This window comes from Veillonella sp., assembly GCF_018381775.1.
Taxonomy (GTDB): Bacteria; Bacillota; Negativicutes; order Veillonellales; family Veillonellaceae; genus Veillonella.
The window spans coordinates 83,464-103,481 of sequence record NZ_JAGZRH010000008.1; the positions used below are offsets into that span (position 1 = coordinate 83,464).

20 protein-coding genes and 1 pseudogene are annotated in these 20,018 nt (G+C 35.8%); 12 read left to right on the forward strand and 9 right to left on the reverse strand.

Translation table 11 applies throughout. The features are described from left to right. Window position 1 precedes the first annotated feature (1 nt). From KH109_RS06375 to KH109_RS06410, 8 genes are all read left to right on the forward strand, one after another. A complete protein-coding gene (locus KH109_RS06375) occupies window positions 2–1,204 on the forward strand; it encodes a bifunctional 3,4-dihydroxy-2-butanone-4-phosphate synthase/GTP cyclohydrolase II (protein WP_156719148.1) in 1,203 nt (400 codons plus the stop codon). A 72-nt stretch (window positions 1,205–1,276) separates the two neighbouring features. Then, window positions 1,277–1,738 (forward strand): 6,7-dimethyl-8-ribityllumazine synthase, encoded by a 462-nt coding sequence (gene ribE, locus KH109_RS06380; protein ID WP_105085641.1) that lies wholly within the window; start codon window positions 1,277–1,279, stop codon window positions 1,736–1,738. Between the two features lie 195 nt (window positions 1,739–1,933). Then, window positions 1,934–2,812, forward strand: a complete 879-nt coding sequence (gene hslO, locus KH109_RS06385; protein WP_155086988.1) for an Hsp33 family molecular chaperone HslO — start codon at window positions 1,934–1,936, stop codon at window positions 2,810–2,812. A gap of 120 nt (window positions 2,813–2,932) precedes the next feature. After that, window positions 2,933–3,727, forward strand: coding sequence for an S-methyl-5'-thioadenosine phosphorylase (gene mtnP, locus KH109_RS06390; RefSeq protein ID WP_295216935.1), 795 nt, complete (start codon window positions 2,933–2,935; stop codon window positions 3,725–3,727). 42 nt (window positions 3,728–3,769) lie between these two features. Further along, entirely contained in the window at window positions 3,770–4,834 is a 1,065-nt protein-coding gene (gene mtnA, locus KH109_RS06395; protein WP_295212742.1) for an S-methyl-5-thioribose-1-phosphate isomerase, read from the forward strand. A gap of 75 nt (window positions 4,835–4,909) precedes the next feature. Then, window positions 4,910–6,154, forward strand: coding sequence for an adenosylhomocysteinase (locus tag KH109_RS06400; protein ID WP_295216937.1), 1,245 nt, complete (start codon window positions 4,910–4,912; stop codon window positions 6,152–6,154). A gap of 53 nt (window positions 6,155–6,207) precedes the next feature. Then, entirely contained in the window at window positions 6,208–7,497 is a 1,290-nt protein-coding gene (locus KH109_RS06405) for an amidohydrolase (RefSeq protein WP_295216940.1), read from the forward strand. A gap of 105 nt (window positions 7,498–7,602) precedes the next feature. After that, the gene (locus KH109_RS06410) at window positions 7,603–8,265 is read left to right on the forward strand and encodes a hypothetical protein (protein WP_024066208.1); all 663 of its coding nucleotides are present in this window, start codon (window positions 7,603–7,605) and stop codon (window positions 8,263–8,265) included. A 111-nt stretch (window positions 8,266–8,376) separates the two neighbouring features. Here KH109_RS06410 and KH109_RS06415 read toward each other — a convergent pair whose 3' ends face one another. Continuing rightward, complete coding sequence (locus KH109_RS06415; protein WP_105089203.1) at window positions 8,377–9,126, reverse strand: class I SAM-dependent methyltransferase; 750 nt, start codon at window positions 9,124–9,126, stop codon at window positions 8,377–8,379. 147 nt (window positions 9,127–9,273) lie between these two features. Here KH109_RS06415 and KH109_RS06420 point away from each other — a divergent pair, with 147 nt between their 5' ends. The 3 genes from KH109_RS06420 to KH109_RS06430 all read left to right on the forward strand — a co-directional run bounded on the left by KH109_RS06420 (window position 9,274) and on the right by KH109_RS06430 (window position 12,005). After that, a complete protein-coding gene (locus tag KH109_RS06420) occupies window positions 9,274–10,212 on the forward strand; it encodes a DUF1848 domain-containing protein (protein ID WP_105094384.1) in 939 nt (312 codons plus the stop codon). 139 nt (window positions 10,213–10,351) lie between these two features. After that, the gene (locus KH109_RS06425) at window positions 10,352–11,260 is read left to right on the forward strand and encodes an HAD family hydrolase (protein ID WP_024066211.1); all 909 of its coding nucleotides are present in this window, start codon (window positions 10,352–10,354) and stop codon (window positions 11,258–11,260) included. Between the two features lies 1 nt (window position 11,261). Beyond that, window positions 11,262–12,005 (forward strand): DUF4241 domain-containing protein, encoded by a 744-nt coding sequence (locus tag KH109_RS06430; protein WP_295216945.1) that lies wholly within the window; start codon window positions 11,262–11,264, stop codon window positions 12,003–12,005. A gap of 109 nt (window positions 12,006–12,114) precedes the next feature. On the opposite strand, the gene KH109_RS06435 is transcribed toward KH109_RS06430, so the two are convergent. The 3 genes from KH109_RS06435 to KH109_RS06445 form a co-directional block, all read right to left on the reverse strand. Then, a complete protein-coding gene (locus tag KH109_RS06435) occupies window positions 12,115–12,264 on the reverse strand; it encodes a hypothetical protein (RefSeq protein ID WP_295216948.1) in 150 nt (49 codons plus the stop codon). A gap of 250 nt (window positions 12,265–12,514) precedes the next feature. Beyond that, window positions 12,515–13,132 carry a phosphatase PAP2 family protein gene (locus KH109_RS06440; RefSeq protein WP_005386609.1) on the reverse strand — a complete coding sequence of 206 codons (618 nt, stop codon included), beginning with the start codon at window positions 13,130–13,132 and terminating at the stop codon, window positions 12,515–12,517. Between the two features lie 195 nt (window positions 13,133–13,327). Further along, on the reverse strand, window positions 13,328–14,671 hold the full coding sequence (locus KH109_RS06445; RefSeq protein WP_295216950.1) for a VanW family protein: 1,344 nt from the start codon (window positions 14,669–14,671) through the stop codon (window positions 13,328–13,330). Between the two features lie 107 nt (window positions 14,672–14,778). On the opposite strand from KH109_RS06445, the gene KH109_RS06450 reads away from it, so the two are divergent. Next, complete coding sequence (locus tag KH109_RS06450) at window positions 14,779–15,789, forward strand: site-specific integrase (RefSeq protein ID WP_295216952.1); 1,011 nt, start codon at window positions 14,779–14,781, stop codon at window positions 15,787–15,789. Window positions 15,790–16,056: 267 nt separating this feature from the next. Here the strand turns inward: KH109_RS06450 and KH109_RS06455 are convergent. From KH109_RS06455 to KH109_RS06475, 5 genes and pseudogenes are all read right to left on the reverse strand, one after another. Next, window positions 16,057–17,202 (reverse strand): annotated as a pseudogene (locus KH109_RS06455) (SMI1/KNR4 family protein); the annotation flags it as partial. Between the two features lie 29 nt (window positions 17,203–17,231). Continuing rightward, a complete protein-coding gene (locus tag KH109_RS06460) occupies window positions 17,232–17,702 on the reverse strand; it encodes a glycosyl transferase family 4 (RefSeq protein ID WP_295216954.1) in 471 nt (156 codons plus the stop codon). 110 nt (window positions 17,703–17,812) lie between these two features. Next, window positions 17,813–18,232, reverse strand: a complete 420-nt coding sequence (locus tag KH109_RS06465) for a bacteriocin (RefSeq protein WP_295216957.1) — start codon at window positions 18,230–18,232, stop codon at window positions 17,813–17,815. A gap of 28 nt (window positions 18,233–18,260) precedes the next feature. Next, a complete protein-coding gene (locus KH109_RS06470) occupies window positions 18,261–19,322 on the reverse strand; it encodes an ankyrin repeat domain-containing protein (protein ID WP_123137933.1) in 1,062 nt (353 codons plus the stop codon). 113 nt (window positions 19,323–19,435) lie between these two features. Then, a complete protein-coding gene (locus tag KH109_RS06475; protein ID WP_105085463.1) occupies window positions 19,436–19,915 on the reverse strand; it encodes a pyridoxamine 5'-phosphate oxidase family protein in 480 nt (159 codons plus the stop codon). Between the last annotated feature and the right edge of the window lie 103 nt (window positions 19,916–20,018).

Sequence of the window (20,018 nt, forward strand, 5' to 3'; positions counted from 1 at the left end):
TATGAGCGAACAATTACATTCAATTGAAGAGGTCTTAGAAGACCTTAAAGCTGGTAAACCTGTTATTATCGTTGATGATGAAAGCCGTGAAAACGAAGGCGATCTTATCATCGCTGCAGAGTTTGCTACACAAGAAAATATTAACTTTATGGTTAAATACGCACGTGGTATCGTATGTACACCTATGCGTCGTGAAGCCTTAGAAAAACTTGGCATTCCTGCAATGGTTGCCAAAAATACAGATAACCATGAAACTGCTTTCACCGTTACTGTTGACCATGTAGATACTACAACAGGCGTATCTCCAGCAGAACGTGCTTATACAATTCAAAAATTATTAGATCCTAATGCTAAACCAGAAGACTTCCGTCGTCCTGGTCACGTATTCCCTCTAGTATATAAAGAGGGTGGCGTATTAGTTCGCCAAGGCCATACAGAAGCATCTATCGACCTTTGTCGCTTAGCAGGCTTGCAAGAGGCTGCTGTTATTTGTGAAATCACAAAAGACGATGGCGATATGGCTCGTTTGCCAGATCTATTACAATTTGCTAAAGAACATAATCTTAAAATTGCATCTGTAGCAGAACTTATTGAGTATCGTAAACAACATGAAGATATGGTAGAACTCGGTGCTTGTTCTAAACTACCTACTAAATTTGGTGACTTTAATATTTTTGTATTTAAAAATGATTTAGATCATAAAGAACATTTAGCTATCGTTAAAGGTGATGTACAAAACTGTGACGATGTTCTTGTACGTATTCACTCTGAATGTTTAACAGGCGATGTATTCGGTTCTAAACGTTGTGATTGTGGTGAGCAATTAGATCATGCGTTACGTGCCATCGAAAAAGAAGGCAAAGGCGTTGTAGTATATATGCGCCAAGAAGGCCGTGGCATTGGTTTAACAAATAAAATTAAAGCCTATGCTTTACAAGAGCAAGGTTTAGATACTGTAGAGGCTAATGAACAATTAGGTTTCCCTGCAGATATGCGCGAATATTCCTTAGCAGCTCAAATTATTCGTTTCTTAGGTATTAAGAGTATTCGATTGTTGACAAACAATCCAGAAAAACGTCATGGCTTAGAACATTGGGGGATTGATGTAACTAACCGTGTACCGCTCATTATTGCAGCCAATAAATTTAATGCAGGGTACTTAAAGACAAAAGAAGAAAAAATGGGTCATATGTTAGAAGACTAATCATTTAGTTCTATTTAACAACTTGCTCGACACATAAGAATTTCCTTTATAGGAATATAGGAGGTCAACATAATGAAGGTTCAAGAAGGTAATTTATTAGGTAGTGGTAAAAAATTTGCTATTATCGGTTCTCGTTTTAATGAGTTCATTACGTCCAAATTAATTGGTGGCGCTGAAGATTGCTTATTGCGTCACGATGTAAAAGAAGAGGATATCACTGTTATCTGGGTTCCAGGTGCTTATGAAATTCCATTGATCGCTAAAAAAGCTGCTTCATCTGGTCGCTTCGATGCGGTTATCTGCGTTGGGGCTGTTATTCGTGGTGCTACAACTCATTATGACTATGTATGTAATGAAGTAGCTAAAGGTATTGCTCATGTTTCCTTGGAAACTGGTATTCCTGTTATGTTCGGTGTAGTAACTACTGAAAATATTGAACAAGCGATTGAACGTGCTGGTACTAAGGCTGGCAATAAGGGTTACGATTGTGCTATGGGCGCTATCGAAATGGTTAATCTTATCGATCAATTCTAAGAAGACTATTAAAAACACTCAGTATCCTATGGTACTGGGTGTTTTTATAATATCGAAAATATGTTCTTTTACATTGAAAGGAATCTAGACGAACATATATTCTCTATAATTTGAAATGTAATTCTATGACATGATATACTATATAAGCACTTATAAGTGCGTTTTAAACTTTAATTACTAATAAGGAATGATAGAATGGATTATATAAAACGTTTTACTACCCGAGAAGGGGTACGTATGTCTTTAGCGGTAACAACGGATACTGTTGAAACGGCTCGGGTACGTCATGATTTATGGCCTGTCGCAACGGCTGCTTTAGGTCGCGCTATGACGGGGGCTATATTATTAGCTGGTGATTTTAAAAATCATGAAAATGTAAGTTTGCGTATTAAAGGTGATGGCCCTCTAGGCGTTGTGCATGTAGATGCTTTTGCAGATAATACGGTTCGTGGCTATGTGGATGAGCCCCATGTAGATGTACCTTTAAAACGAGCTGGTAAGCTTGATGTAGGTGCTGCTGTTGGACATAATGGTGAAGTACAAGTTACTCGTTTTACTCAACTAGCACAAGATTATACTTCTACAAGTCCAATTCAAAGTGGTGAAGTAGCAGAGGATTTGGCTTACTATTTATATGCTTCTGAACAAGTACCTTCTACTATTAGCTTAGGTGTATTGGTAGACCCAGATTATCATACAGTTGTAGCTGGTGGCTTTATCGTACAAGCTTTACCAGATGCTACAGACGAAGCATTAGCACAAGTAGAAAAGAATATTAACGAACTTGGTCCTATTACAGAATATTTAAAAGCTCATCCAGATGGTAAGGGCCTAATGGAAAGCGTTCTTGATGGCTTGACTGTGAATGAAGTATATAATGAACCAATTCACTTCCAATGTCGTTGTGGACGGGATCGCTTTGGTGCCGTACTTATGACATTAAGAGAAGAAGATAAACAGGCTATTTTGGAAGATGAAGTAACAGAACTTGTATGCCATTACTGTAATGAAAAGTATCATTTTAGTCGTGAAGAACTACAAGATATGTTCGAACCAAAAGGTCCTTTACAATAATTACTATTAAGAATTAAATAACCTTTATAAAAATTACAGGCTATATGGTTTTTCCTATAGCCTGTTTTTGTATTCTATGAGAAAATAAAAGATAAGAGTTATTAATAATAGGAGGTCACAATGAGTGCAATTGGCATAATTGGTGGTACTGGTGTTTATGATCCGTCCATCTTTGAAAATATTCATGAAGAATCCTTAATGACACCATATGGTGAAATAGATTATGTACAAGGTACATACCATGGAAAAACTGTAATCTTTGTTGCTCGTCACGGCAAAGATCATACAATTCCTCCACACAAAATTAACTATCGTGCTAATATTTGGGGTCTCAAAAAATTAGGCGTTACATTTATTATCTCTACGACTGCTGTAGGTTCTTTAAATGAAAACTTTAAGCCTGGTCATTTTGTTTTGACTGACCAATTCTTAGATTTTACTAAAAACCGCATCACTACATTCTATGAAGGTGGTGACCGACCTGTAGCACATCTGGACGTAACAAATCCTTATTGTCCAGAACTACGTGATATTCTTCAAAAGGTTGGTACCGAACAAGGTCTGTCTGTTCACAATGGCGGTACCTATGTATGTACAGAAGGCCCGCGCTTTGAAACACCAGCGGAAATTAAAATGTTCCACATGCTTGGTGGGGATACAGTAGGCATGACAAATGTACCTGAAGTAAATTTAGCTAATGAAGCTGAAATGGCATATGCTACGATTTCTATGATTACTAACTATGCTGCAGGTATCTCTGAATCTGCTCTAACACATAGTGAAGTGGTAGAAATGATGGGCGATATGGCAGCTCAGCTAAAAGCTCTCATTTTAGGTGCTATTGATGTAATCGATGTAGATGCTCGTTATGATGCGCATAATCGCATGCATGAATATGGTGGCTTTAAACTATAATCCGTTCATAACGATACGCAATAGTTCATCGAAGGAGAATGTATGATTAATATTGAATGGCGTAAAGATACGCTGGTGCTATTAGATCAAACTAAATTACCTACTGAAATTACTTATGTTCATTGCACGGATTGGCGTCAAGTGGCTGAGGCTATTAAAATGCTTCGCGTTCGTGGGGCACCTGCCATTGGTGTAGCTGCTAGTTATGGTCTCATTTTAGCTGCTATGGAAGCAGGCCGTTTAGAGGCTCCGTTTAGTGAACAACTTACAAGCTTATATGAATTTAGCGAGACTTTAAAAGAAACTCGGCCTACTGCAATCAACTTAGCTTGGGCCGTAGATCGGGTGATTTCTTTAGTAAAAGATCAAGTTGAAAGCATGTCCTCTATGAGTGATGTGGTAGACCTCATTACGAAGGAAGCCATTATTATTCATGAAGAAGACGTATCTTTGAATCGTCGTATGGCAGAAGCAGGGGCAACTTTATTTGAAGGTCAAAAGAATATTCGTATTCTAACCCATTGTAATGCTGGTGCATTAGCTACAGGTGGTCTAGGTACAGCACTTGGTGTTGTCCGTAAGCTTCATGAAAATGGTCAATTAGAACGAGTTTATGCGGATGAAACACGACCATTATTACAAGGTGCTCGTCTTACTGCATTTGAGCTACATGAAGATGGTATTCCGGTAACATTGGAAACAGACAATATGGCTGCTTATGCCATGCAACATGGCCTTATTGATGCAGTTATCGTTGGCGCAGACCGCATCACTACTAAAGGTGATGTAGCAAATAAAATTGGTACTTATGGTGTGGCTGTGTTAGCTAAATTCCATAACATTCCATTCTATGTGGCGGCACCGTATAGTACATTTGACTTTACCTTAGAAAATGGTAGCGATATTCCTATTGAGATGCGCGATGATTATGAAGTAACATCGTTACATGGTGTTCAAACAGCACCTAATGGTATTGATGTACTAAATCCAGCCTTTGATGTTACACCACATGAACTAGTGACTGCTATCATTACTGAAGAAGGTGTTTTAAAACCAAATTATGAAGAGTCTATTGATAAGCTACGTCAAATTGTAGAATCTAAATAACAAACAAATCCAATTGGGTTTATTATCAAATCTTTATTTTAACTATATCAACTCATATTAGTAAAAGGAGTTATTATGCAATCTTTAATTAAAGATATTAATTTAGCTGCAGAAGGCCGTAAAAAAATTGATTGGGTTTCTAACTTTATGCCTACATTGAATACATTGGGCGATCGTTTTGAAGCAGAACAAACTTTCAAAGGTCAAACTATTGTCGTAAGTGTTCACTTGGAAGCAAAAACAGCATATTTAGCTACTGTATTAAAACGCGGTGGCGCTGATGTTATTGTAACTGGTTCCAATCCATTATCTACGCAAGACGATGTTGCGGCTGGTCTCGTTGATATGGGTCTAACTGTATATGCTTGGTATGATTGTACTGAGGAAGAATATTTCAACTTCCTTAACAAGGCTCTTGATCATAAACCACACATTATTATCGATGATGGTGGGGACTTGGTAAACTTGTTGCACACAACACGCCAAGATGCAAAAGAACGTTTGTTAGGCGGTAGTGAAGAAACTACAACAGGTGTACATCGTCTATATGCATTAGAGAATGCTAAACAATTGACATTCCCTATGATTGCAGTAAACGATTCCTACTGTAAATATCTTTTTGATAATCGTTATGGTACAGGTCAATCCGTTTGGGATGGTATTATGCGTACTACAAACTTAACAGTAACAGGTAAAAACGTGGTTGTTGCTGGTTATGGTTGGTGTGGTAAAGGCGTTGCTATGCGTGCAAAAGGCCTTGGTGCTCATGTATATGTAACTGAAGTAGATCCAATCAAAGCTATTGAAGCTGTATTCGATGGTTTCAAAGTATTGCCTATGATTGAAGCTGCTAAAGTAGGGGATATTTTCTGTACTGTAACAGGTTGTAAAGATGTTATTGTAAAAGAACATTATGAAGTAATGAAAGATAAAGCTATCTTATGTAATGCTGGTCACTTTGATTGTGAAGTTAATGTAGCTGATCTTACAGAACTTGCAGTAAGTCATGAACGTGTTCGTCAAAACATCGAAGGCTATACTATGGCAGATGGTCGTAAACTCTATGTATTGGCTGAAGGTCGCCTTGTTAACCTTGCAGCTGGTGATGGTCACCCTGCAGAAATTATGGATTTATCCTTTGCTATGCAAGCGCTTGCAGCAGAACATATTTTGCATAATGGTAAAGATATGGACCCTGAGGTATATGTATTGCCTCATGAATTAGATGCGGAAATTGCAAAACTTAAATTAAATTCCATGGGTTACGATTTAGATTCCTTAACACAAGATCAAATCGATTACCTTACAAAAGTAAATTAATTAACCAAATATAACCGAGCTATTTCAGCTCGGTTATACCTATGAGGAAGCTTATGTCTGATTTATTGATTACCAATATAGACGTCTTAACTAATGAGGGCGTTCTCAAGAATCATGCCATTGAAATTGAAAATGGCTTTATTACTGCTATTGTAAAGAATAGTGAAGTAGAAAAGGCTAAAGAGTCTGCTAAGGATGTATTAGATGGGAAAGGCCAATTGGCTGCTCCAGGTCTTATTAATACACATACGCACATTGCAATGGGTTTATTTAGAAACTATGCAGACGATCTTGAGCTCATGGACTGGCTAGAAACGGCTATTTGGCCTACTGAGGCAAAGCTTAACGATGAATATGTACGGTATGGTACACAACTTGGCATCGCTGAAATGTTGCGTTCTGGTACAACAACCTTTAGCGATATGTATTTCTTTATGAATACTACTGCTGAGGTAGTAAAAGAAACGGGTATTCGCGCCGTACTATCTCGTGGCTTAGCAGGTGTATCCCCAACAGCAGATCAAGCATTAGTTGAGAATGCTGATTTATTCCGCACATGGAATGGCTTTGATAATGACCGCATCAAGGTATTATTAGGACCACATGCGCCATATACTTGTCCAGATGCTTATATGGAGAAGGTTATCTCCTTATCTCATGAATTAAACTGTGGCATTCACATGCACTTGTCCGAAACTAAAGGGGAAGTGGAGAATGTAATGAAAGCTACAGGTAAAACTCCAATCGCTCATATGCATGACCTAGGTTTATTCTGGAATACTACATTAGCTGCACACTGTGTTCATGTTACAGATGAAGATATGTCAATTATGGCTGAAAATAATGTAGCAGTAGCACATAATCCGCAATCTAACCTAAAATTAGCAAGTGGTATTGCACCTGTGCCTGAAATGATCGGTAAAGGTATAACCGTTGGTCTTGGTACGGATGGTTCCGCATCTAATAATAACGCGGATATGCTCGAAGAAGTACGCCTTGCTGCTACTCTACATAAAGCACGTCTCTACGATCCTAAAGCCATTCCTGCACAAGCAGCTTGGCATATGGGCACTGTAGAAGGCGCAAAAGCCCTTGGTTATACTGATCTTGGTGTATTAGCGAAAGGCTATCGTGCAGATATCGTGCTATATGACGTATCTGGTATGCACTGGATGCCTCGTTACAACGATTTAGCGGCACTTGTATACTCTGCTAACAGTTCTGATGTAAATACTACAATTGTAGGTGGCAAAGTTCTTATGAAAGACAAAGAATTGCTTACTATTGATGAAGAAAAACTTCGTGCAGAAATCACTAAGGCTCAAGAGTATTTCAGTAACTAATATATTAAAAAAACTATAGCTGTAATTGATTAGCTTTTTCTTGTCTAGTTTAGTACTAGTTAGGTTTGTATTTATATAATATAAGTTTGTATGCGAGGTACTGCTATGCTAAAAAGAATACTTCAATACCTTTCACTTTGTATCGCCTTAGTTAGTTTGTTGATATTAGCTGGTTGTAGTAGTAATAGTGCGTCTTCTCAGCCTAAAGGACCTGAAGGGGAATGGATTGCTTACTCAGGCTATACCGTTCAAAATGTAGTGAGTGCTGTTGACACGCCTATTTTTACGATGAATCTTACAGCTCGAAATGATAGTAAGACGATTTATACAGCAGATATGAAAGCTTATAACTATCAATATACGACGCCTGAAAAGAGACCTGTTATTGAATCTACTCAAATGGTAGGGGATATAAAGGAAACTCGTCTAAATTATATTACGGCACTTACACTTGTAATGAGTGCTAACGATATAGTAGGTAATGCAGATAGCTCAAATTCTAATACAATTAAGATGGATATTACTGGCATACCAAATACTGCTCTTATTTATGATTCAAAAACAGATACTATTAAATTTATGGATCAAACCTTTAAACGAGTAAACGAAACGAACAATTTACAAACATTAGCCGATGCGTATAAGAAAGATCTTCAAGTAGCTTCTAATAAATATTTAGAAGAGATTGGCAATGCAGCAAATCCTAAAACAAAGTTTATAACAACCTATAACTTTGATGACTCTATCATTAAAGACAATAAGAAATAATAAATAAAATAAAACCCACTCATAGTATGATATATTCCTTTATTAGATACCTAATAAAAGGGGTACATATCACATGGAGTGGGTTTATTTTGTAATGTTTTACTTTGAATGCTATTTTATTACTTTCACCAAGAACATTGGTACAGGAATATAAAATTCATCTTCTTCGTTGTAAATACGAGGACCTACTGTGGAGTCAATAGTGACGGAGCTAGCACCTAATTTTGTGAGCACTTCTTTATCCCATTGAGGGCGTGTAAAGGATGAAATTTCAAGCATATGATAAATCGTATGGCACCGCTCTTTTAAGTCATTGCTTACATGCTCATGGGCATGATGAACAGATTGTGGTAAGTCATGGTGATTGCGAGCATGTTCCGCATCATAATTGAGGATTAAACCGCCTGGACGAATGATGCGTAACCATTCAGCATAGGCTTTATCTGGATGTGGTAAGTTCCATGTTACATTGCGGGCTACAACGATATCAAAGGTATTGGAGTCAAAGCTGAGATTTTCAGCATCCATGACGGAGAAGGTAGCATCACAATCAAGGGATTCTGCCAGTTGATTTGCTTCGTCTATCATATTAGGCGTAATATCGATGCCGTGTACTGTATGTCCTAGTTGAGAGAGGATAATACTAAAGAAGCCTGCACCACAACCAATGTCTAAAATACGTAAAGAGCGATCAGAATCAAAGATATGACTCGTTAGTTCATCTCTCCATAATTTAAGTTTAGGGCTTTCTAATTCTTTAGCTCGCAATGACCCAAAATCACGTGCTCGATCGCTCCAATAAGCGGTAATAAACTCTTTGTCATCCTTCATAGGATGATTCTTTTCAAATATATCGTTCATCTTTTTGTTCTCCTCATTTTTAATACACTTAATAGTACCATAAAATGAGAATGTACCATACTATAAATATCACACTTACTACATAAATAATTAATATTGAATATGATATAATACATCTATATTTTTGTTTTATGAAAGGGCAGGACAATGATTTTGCAGACGGGACAACGTACGGATATTCCTGCCTTTTATGGGCAATGGTTAATTAATCGCGTCCGCCAAGGATTTGTAGATGTACGCAATCCCTATAATCCAATGCAGATAACACGATATCCTATCAATCATGAGGTTGTAGATGGTATTGCGTTTTGTACAAAGAATCCGTTGCCTTTCATTCCGCTCTTACATGAAATAAATGATTATAGACAGTATTGGCATATGACTATAACTCCATATGGAGCAGATATAGAGACTAATGTACCACAAGTGGATTTAGTAATAGACGGATTTAAACACATATCTACAAAACGTAATCCTCAGTCCATGGTGTGGCGTTATGATCCTATTATTTTAACCCACAACTATACAGTTGATTTTCATTTTGAAAGCTTTTATAAAATGGCTAAAGCCCTCGAAGGATATACAGATACGGTAGTTGTAAGTTTCTTAGATATTTTTGAGAAGGTAGCTCAGAACTTTCCCGAAGGTTATAGACCGAGTTTAGATATTCAAACAAAGATTATTAAAGAGTTAGTATCTATAGCTCATTCTCATCATATGATACTTAAAACCTGTGGAGAAGGGGACATTTTCAAAGAATTAGGTGTTAATACAGAGGGCTGTTTTACGCTAGACTGTTATGAACGTGCTTGGAACGTAAAATTAAAAGCACCGAAACGTACACCAGCTAGACTAGAGTGTAATTGTTATTTACATGGTGATATAGGTGCCTATGATACTTGTAGCCATTTTTGTCGCTATTGTTATGCCAATACAAATCAGGCTGCAGTTCGCCAAAATTGCTTATTACATGATCCGAACTCTAGCTTACTTATTGGAAAACTTTCAAAAACAGCAATTATTAAAGAAAGTGCGGAAAAAAGCTGGATTGTAGATACAAATTACACACAAGATTCTTTATTTTAAGGAGAATTATGACCTGCTTTTACGCCTATAGCGTTGACGTATCGTGTAAAATATAGACAAAAGGGGTTGGGTCACCTCAAGAATATAAGAGAGTTAAACTACTTTTAATTGTTTATGTATTATTACAAGGAGGTGGAGTATGATCACCTATAAGACTGACAGTAAAGCATCATTACAATCATCTGAATCGTCTATGCCAGTACTAGCTATGTGTTATGATTTTGATAAGACCTTAACACCTGATGATATGCAGGCACAAGGCTTTATCCAATCTGTTGGCTATGATGAAGAGCAAATCAAACAGTTCTGGCAAGAATCTAATCAACTGGCTAAGAAAAATGATATGGATAATAATTTGGCTTATATGTACAAGATGATTCAAGAAGCAGTGGGCCGTTTTTATGTAACTCGAGAAAAGCTTATGGAATATGGCAATCAAGTGGAACTATATGAAGGTGTTCGCACTTGGTTTGAACGTATTCGTGAATATGGTTTAGAACACGGTGTACGCATTGAACATTACATCATATCTTCTGGTTTAAAAGAGATGATAGAAGGTACTGAAATGGCGAAAGAGGGAGCTTTCACCAAAATCTATGCCAGTGCATTCATGTTCGACGACAAAGGCGTAGCAGTATGGCCTGCACAAGCCATTAACTATACAAATAAAACACAGTTTTTATTCCGTATTCAAAAAGGAATTTTAGATATCAATGACACAGGTGTTAATGATTATGTTAAGCCTGAAGATCAACGTGTCCCATTCCGTAATATGATATATATTGGGGATAGTGATACAGATATTCCTTGCATGAGCTTGGTTAATGCTAATGGTGGTCATTCTATAGGTGTTTATGATCCTGTTAAGAAGGATAAAGATAAGGTGTATAAGATGATGCGTCATCACCGTATACGTTATTATGCACCTGCAGACTATACAAATGGTTCAAAGTTAGATACATTAGTTAAACAAATTATTCGCAAAACCGCAGCCTACGAAGTGTTAGAAGGCGAGTATGTACATTGTAAACACGAAGCAGAGGAGTAACATGGATCAATCTAAATTAACAAGTGAATGGATTCAAGCGTTTAATCGTTTAGGTTCTGAAGGTAAATTAAAACCTACCGTACCATATCATGATTTATTTAACCGTAAAGAGTTAAAAGGATTTCCATTGCATACATTACCTATGTGGACTGTAACATTCCCAACAGGCCATATTACATGCTGTGATCCTTTGGTGACACTACCTAATAAACCGGATACATATATTAGAACGGTAGAACCAGGTACGTACTTGTTGGAAACAAAAATTATTGAAATGGAACCTAATGAATACCGTTATGTAGCAAGCCGCGTTGTTTTTAGTGGTAATGAGCCTGTGAATTATGAATTAGCATTAAAAGGTACAGAAGATTTAACAGATCTTGATGATGGTGAAAGCTACATTGGATTCCCTGTAGATTCTGGTCTTGCTACAGTAGTTGATGCTGAAACTATTGAGACCTACAGAAAGTTTTACGATCAATGGCATACTAACTATCCGGATAAGAACATTTACGATGATTACTATAGCGATTTATTCCAATTAAATGCTATGGCATATCCTCAATACCAACGCTCTAAAGGGGACTGGATTAACTTTACAATTCCTGAAACCGAATTGACTGTGCCGATGATTCAATCTGGCTTTGGTGATGGTTTATACCCTGTATACTGGGCATTTGATAAAGATGGTCAAATCTGCCAATTGATTATGGAATATATTGATTGCAGCGAAGCATATCAATAGTAAGATTAAGATTAATCAAAATTTTTAGAGGAAATCCTTATAAACTTAACATATAAAAAAGACGCTTAGTATTTAAGCGTCTTTTTCTATGACAATATTATTTTCAAGTTTAAATACCAAAAATCCAGTTTGCTAATACACGAAGGATACTAAGACCTACAATGATTTCTGCTAAAAATCTTAAAGAACCTTCCATACCATTACCTAAATGTTTTAAACTGCCAATTTTAGCTTTACTTACGATATCACACCAGCACATATAATACCTCCGCGAGAGTTAATATGAGTAAATTACATAATTTATATGCTTATTTTACAACGTTATATCAAAAATTTCAATATGTATTTAAAATTAAATAATAATAATTCTACACATACATCTATAATAGTAAAACTTTAGTTTGAAAATTACTTCCGATAACGATATATTATCGGAAGTAATTATATAAAGAAAATTGGGCCTATATGGCCCAATCCCTTATATTATATAGTTTTTTAGCTATTTAAGCTTATTTACGTTTAAATGTGTATGGTTCGTATTCTACATCATTATGACGGTTAGTCCACCAATTCCAACCGATTCTTGCAAGCTTCCATGCAATAAAGCCTACGATGATTCCCAATACTAAGCCTGTTAATACATCTGTTGGATAATGTACAAATAGATATACTCTAGAAAATGCTACTACTAATGACCCAAGTAATGCTATAATTCCCAAATATCGCTTCTGAGGCGCTATTTGACTCAAGCCTAGGTAAATGGTCATGGCAGATGCAAATGAACCAAAACTATGGCCTGACGGGAATGAATAACTATTTGCTTTTGGTAATGCAGACTCTAATGGTACTGTTACATTAGGAAAATCTACAAATGGCCTTAATCGAGCTACATGTGGTTTTAAACCTTGGTCACCAATGATAAATACAAATCCTAATGCAATTATTATCGCAACGCCTAATACACGATATTTTTTCTGTAACATCAATAATAAGGCAATGACAATCCATAAGGCACCGCTGCCAGTAATTTTTGAAATAAATGCCATAATTGGTGTTAAAAAACTATATACAAGATGGTCATGTACATAGAAGATCAAGGAGTGATCAAATTGTAAGATTGTGTCCATAGTTTCCTCTTCTATTTTACTAAATGATAATTACTGAGAATGATTGAGAATAGATTATATCCTCAATATTCTGTATTGGATTTCCATATACTTTGTAATATGTATATATTGGTTTCTCAATTACATCCAAATAATAGCCTAAACTATTTATACCTCATGGTCAATAGTTTAGGCTATATTTAATAAAATCTTTAATTATGGTTTCTTTTTATCTGATTTTTTAGTTGAACCTTCAGGTGGCATTGTTATGATCGTATCTACTGGGTCATATACAGATTCAAAGGAATCAGTTTGTGTAACCCAGTTACCATATGTTATGGTTCTATACGTATTCATTGTTAAGCCTACATGCCCCTCTTGTACTTCTTTTTCTTTTAAAGATGGATCTACGCGTGTAATTGTCTTATTTGGTATTTCACTACGATCACCAACTGAAATAGATACATTTTTAGGCTTGTCTTGAGCAGTACCTATAATATAGATGGTTAGTGTACCATGATTCATCACACTGAGAATATAAATGGATTGTTGGTATGGATTTCTAAACTTAAAGTCTAAATAGCCCCATGCTACTGTAGCATCACGACCAGCTTGAATATATCCAACAGGTTCAAAGTGAGGTGTACGTTCTACAATATTCATGCCAGATAATAAGGCTGTATTAAAGATGGTAGAACTAACTTGGCAAATGCCACCACCAATACCTGGAACTAATTTGCCATCAATCATTACCGGTGCATCATCATAGCCAGCCTCAGCAGTACGCTCGCCTACAACATCGTTAAAGGAGAATACTGCACCAGGTTTAATCAATGTACCATTGATTTTATCAGATGCGAGTTGAATGTTATGTGTTCTGCTTTCATTATTTGGATCAAAATCTGTACTAAAGGATGCTAGAACGGTATTTAATGGTTTTAAATCAGAATCAGTAACCTTAATAGTATTTTTTGTGGTAAATACCATAGATAGAGATGTGATGCTTTCTCCAGATTGTAATTGATCCTTAAGGTTTTGTAAGGTTGCATCAATATCAATGCGTTTACCTTCTTTAGCAGGATGGAATACAACTTGACCATTCTCAATGGTTAGATATGCATCATGTCCTGGCGTATCAATTGATTTGGCAAGTTCTGTAAGGTAAGTTTTGCTTTTTACCTCGTCTAGCTTATATTGTGGTTTAAAATGTTGGCCATAATATAAGGCATTAAATCTATGTGAAAGTAATGTCCACCAATCATCTTCATACCCATATGTAGAAATAGCTTTTACTACAGCCTCAGTATCTACTTGAATACCTAAATCATGATACGTAGCCTGTTGTTTTTTATTATTCCCCATATCAATGGATATAGTCTGTTGTGGTATTTTACTATTTAGTTCTTGTATTCGATCTTGTAATTCACCCTTTGGTGTATTAGATAGATCTGTATCATTGTAAAATACACCATACGATGTATTTTCTGTTGGGATGTATGAGCAGCCGCTCGTACTCAGCAGGACAAGCATAGTCCCTAATATTATATGTTTTTTACTCATTGTATTATAAACTCTCCCAAATTAGTCATTATATTCTCTAATTATAGCATATAAGTACCTATTCTATGGTACAATTATATTGATATTTTTAGGGGTAAGGGTGAATTATGTCAGAGTCTAAGGAACAACAAAAACATTTCTATTTGCGCAATAATGATGCGCTTTTGAATAGTACAAAGTTGTCTATGAAAGCCAAGCAAAGTATATTACTATCTAAGGCTGAAAATACTGTGGATGCTTACGAATCGGATTGGGATGATTTCGTAGATTGGTGTACCTATCAAAAGGTATCTTATTTTCCGGCTACACCAGAAACCATAGTTAACTATATTAATGATCTTGCTGATTATGCTAAGGCAAATACAATCTCTCGTCGTATTAGCGCTATATCTGAGAATTATAATGCCTCTGGACATCGGGATAATCCATGTATGGCACCAATCGTAAAACAAGCGTTACGAGGGATTAGACGTTTAAAAGGTACATTCCAACAAGGTAAGACACCAGTTCTATTAGAAGATATCGAAGATATTCTAGATTGTATGACTAAACTAGATGTACCTGAATTACAGCTATTACGAGATAAGGCCATTCTTTTAATTGGATTTATGGGTGCTTTTCGTCGTAGTGAAATTGCAGCTATTACAGTAGAGCATCTACAGTTTTCTCCGCAAGGTGTTGAAATCTTTGTGCCATCCTCAAAAGCGGACCAAGAAGGTCAAGGTGCTGTGGTAGCCATTCCTCATATACCTGGCTCCCCTTTAGATGCTGTGAAGGCCTTACAACAATGGTTACGTGCTTCTGGTATTTCTGAAGGCCCTATATTTAGAGGTTTTACTAAAAATATGTCACTTCGTAAAACGGCTATATCCGATAAGATGATTGCAGAAATTGTAAAGAAATATGTTTCTCTCATTGGTCTTGATCCATCTATGTATGGAGCCCATAGTTTACGTCATGGCTTTGCAACAACTGCTGCAGCTTATGGTGTGGAAGAACGTAATATTATGCGTCAAACACGTCATCATAGTGTTAATATGGTTCGTCGTTATATTAATGAAGCGAACAAGTTTGTAGACAATCCTATTTCCACAATTTTTGAAAAACGATTTAGATGATAATTATAAATCAGTTGATTAAGATAATATCTATAAATCGTATTCATACATCCAGTTTTAATGGAACCCTCCTCAATAGAAAATTCGGCGTATGTACAATTTACTTTTGTCGGAGGCTTTAGATAAGATATTTCACTAGTTATCTTAATTGTATAACCTTCAATAAATTTATCACTCTTATCCCTAAATTCCTCTATACGCATTATATCTTTTAAGTAGTTATAACAACCTTGGTCCTTAGCACCTTGCTCCTTCAACATATACACTTACATATTTCTCTACTACTTTATTGTATTCTTTTGAAAACTCTTCTCTGCTATACGTATGTTTATTAAATACCCAATGGACTTCATCATATGTAGGATAGTTAACTTCTTCATATTCATTAATAGCTTCAGTATCTTTACGTTCTGTAGTATCTTTACAATTTTTCTTATCGTAGAAATTTTCAATGGTTTCAAATATTACAGGATAATCCGCCTTGTACTCTTTTGGCTTAATTTGAGTTAATAGATATTTTACAACTTCACAACACCAACCAAGTTGTTTATCTAAGTGGTCTTCTTTTGTCATTTTCATGGCCGTCTCTATTAACTGTAAAGCTTTCTGTACATGTTCAGATTCGTAGCTTTCACCACATGCTAAAGACGCATGAGCATAGCCACAACGATAATACCAAGACCAATCACGATGTGCCTCATCTATACGATCAAATAACTCGATAGCCTCTTCTGGTCGACCATTATTGTTATACATACGTCCTAAGGTGCTTAGTAATATAGGCGACAAATTATCGATACCGATGTTAGTTAACAGCTCCATAGTACGATCAACATCTAGGTCCTCTTGTTCATTAAGGAGCTTAACCTTTTCCTCATCACTTAAAGATTGAAATTCTTCATCCGTAATCTCTTCAATACTGATATATAAGTTCTTAATAAAGTCACCAAAGTTATCTGCTAACAGAGTGATTGAGTAATCACCTTCTTGGTCAACACGTACTACCTTAGGTTCACCAGTAGGACCACACTCACGATAATCGAGGAAAATCATATCATGCCCACCAGAAATCGTATCGGCTACAACGATACCGATAGGAGGATACTCCCATTTAGAAATCCAAAACTCATTACCCATCTCACCTATAAGAGAGTATTTTTTATCTCTATCGATGCCATATATGCCTGTTACATATACACAGTCGCCATTATTATTTATAAAGCAGTTCTTATTCAATACACCGCCATTATGATTGTTAAGTAATTCAATATATGTTGCAGGTAATGTATAGCCTAGCTCAGATTCAGCATCCTTAATATCCTTATCCGTAACAGGTTTACCTATATAAGATTCAAATGCATAATCAACATCGTTCCAAAACCCATTCCAATCAAAGTTTTTTAGATTACTCATAATACTCGCTCCTAGTCAAATATGTTACTTCAATCAAATTGTTTCTCATCAGTGGAATATTCTTTAATTAAAGCTTTTACCCTGCGTCGTATCAAAATGGTATCAACCATATAGGAAAAAATGATATAAGGAGATACATTTATAATCCCTATAGGCGCTAAAATAAGTGCTACTCTCAATAGGTCAAGTGAATATGCATACCACTTAAAATCGATATTATTTAAAATGGGTGTGACATAGTCAAAGACTTTTATCTCCCATTGCATTAGCGGGTTTAATTCCTCACTTGTTCCTAATAGCCAAACGAAACTTACAGCAAAGATCAAACAATATACTATGCCAACTGGAATCAATATCTTCGCTCTCTTTTTTAACAGATCACGGCAAATCTCATCTTCTTCCTCTGGTGTTACATCGTATACCATATTACATTCTATCTGAATCCGTCTAAATCGATAGCGAATATACTTATACAAAAGGTTATTCGGTGAATATAACATAATGGGCTCCGTATACTATTTGTAGTAACTTAATTTTTAGAAAATATATCATCCATCTATGGCAAAGTAATGTGAATCTTTGAATTCATTATCCAAAATATATTGCAGGATCAGTCATCGTTTGTCCCCTTTACATAGCTTTCCATCTTCGGTCTTAAATCTAACACGATTTCCCAACTATTTAATGTAGGAACCTTACGATGTGCAATAAAATCTTCTATTATCTGTAATACCTCTTGATGGCCCAGCTCATTCTTACCATATATGATAGCACCTCGGTCACCATCATTAGTTACACTAAGCTCTATATGTAATAAATCAGTATCATGATCACTACAAACCTGTACAAAGTTATATAGTTTATTATCTATGGAGATTGCCTTTGATGGAGAAATAACTACAAAGTCTCGCTCTTGGTCCTCAATAGCATACAGATTTTGTTCAACTTCATTCAGTGTAATACCTTCATATTTATAGGTGCCTACATCAATGGACCAATCCGTATATGTTTTCTCAAATGTATGTGTCATATGTATTGCCTCTCCTTTACGATATCCCCTAAAACAAGGTTTCTAATTGACCTGCCATATCGGACATAAACTCTTCAAATTTACAAAGCTCTCGTAGTTCTTGATGTTCTACATCATAACAAGAAATCTTTTTAGACTTAGGGTCCCACACAATTTGCCAATCATTATACTCACCTAGTTCTTTAGATAAACGTAATACATTACGGCGACCTAATTTAAATAGAATCGTATCAGTAAGTGAGAAGAACTCTATAGATATAAAATCAGAGTCTGGCAATTCAAAATAGAGAGTATCTCCCTCTAAAAACGATACTAACGCCTTTGGTAGTTTAAATGGCTTTAATTGATCCATTTTATTTTGTATATCATGGAACTCAGCAGGCTCTAATGATTTAAAATACTCTGCCATTTCCATATCGCCCTTTTCAATAGCAATGCTATAGGGACGCATACCATCCTTTTCTGTGATGGTCACATCAGCGCCATGTTCTACCAAATACTTACACATTTTTAAATCCACATACCGTGCTGCTACACACAATGGGGTTGGCTTAAAGGGATACACAGAATCAGGCTTGTTGTAGTTAATATCTACACCATTACGAATAAAGAAATCTAGAACATCATAATTTCTATCTGTAATGGCATTTCTGAAAGCTTTACCGCCATATTTCTGTACCGTATGGCCTAAGTCATGAATAATCTGTAAGTGATTATATTTCTTGCCATATAAGGCAGCTTGAAAGGCATCTACTTTCACACGGTTCAAGGCGTGAACATTAGCACCATGTTCTACGACGTAATCGATAATCGCTTGATTCCCATATCTAACAGCAAGCAAAAAACTTGGATTTTCCTCATCATTTAGATCAGCGCCATTATCGACTAACCATTGAATACTTGGCAAGCAACACATAACAAGAGCTAATTCTAAAGGTGTATGCTCACTATACTCACCAATTTCTATAGGTATATTAATATCCCAACCCTCTGCTAATGCATTTTCTAAAGCTACGATATTGCCTTTTACGATATCTATTACTATTTCAGGTACAGATTCAAAGGTACCTAAATCTTTTAACTGTATCATGACTCTCTCCTAAGAACTATATATTTAAAATGATTATCACTAATTACATTATATTACATTTATAAGTATGAGTGTATAGTAAAAGCCCTTCGTATAAACGAAGGGCTAATCTATTATTTCTCTTGTACTTGTTTACCACTCATATGTTCAATGGTGATTTCAAACATTTGAACTGCTCTACCAGCATGAGCAATATTTTTGTCTACAAGCTGCTCACTAGGATAATATTTCATAGCAAATTCTTTTAATCGATCTATAGATTCTGAACCTGCCTCTAGCAAACGACATCTTCCAAATACGACTACACTTTGTACATACGGCGCCCAGGATTCAGATTCATCAATTCTCTCATTACCATATACGGTAAAACATACCTTATCTGAAGTTTTCAATGACTCTACTTTATGACCAGCTTTAGCTCCATGAAAATAAATCTTTTTATTATCACAATCATAAAAATAATTAATAGGAATAGCATAAGGATAACCCTCAACACCATTCATGGCAATAATTCCACGACGATTAGATTGTAATAAAGCTTCTGCAGCACTATGGTCTATTTCATTTATCTTTATACGAATTGGTTTAAACATAATCTATCTCCTAATTTTATTTACTTATCCTATTTACAAGATACATAAAAGTACCACTATTAGTATCATCAACTTTAGAATATTCTTTCCAATTTATAGGATA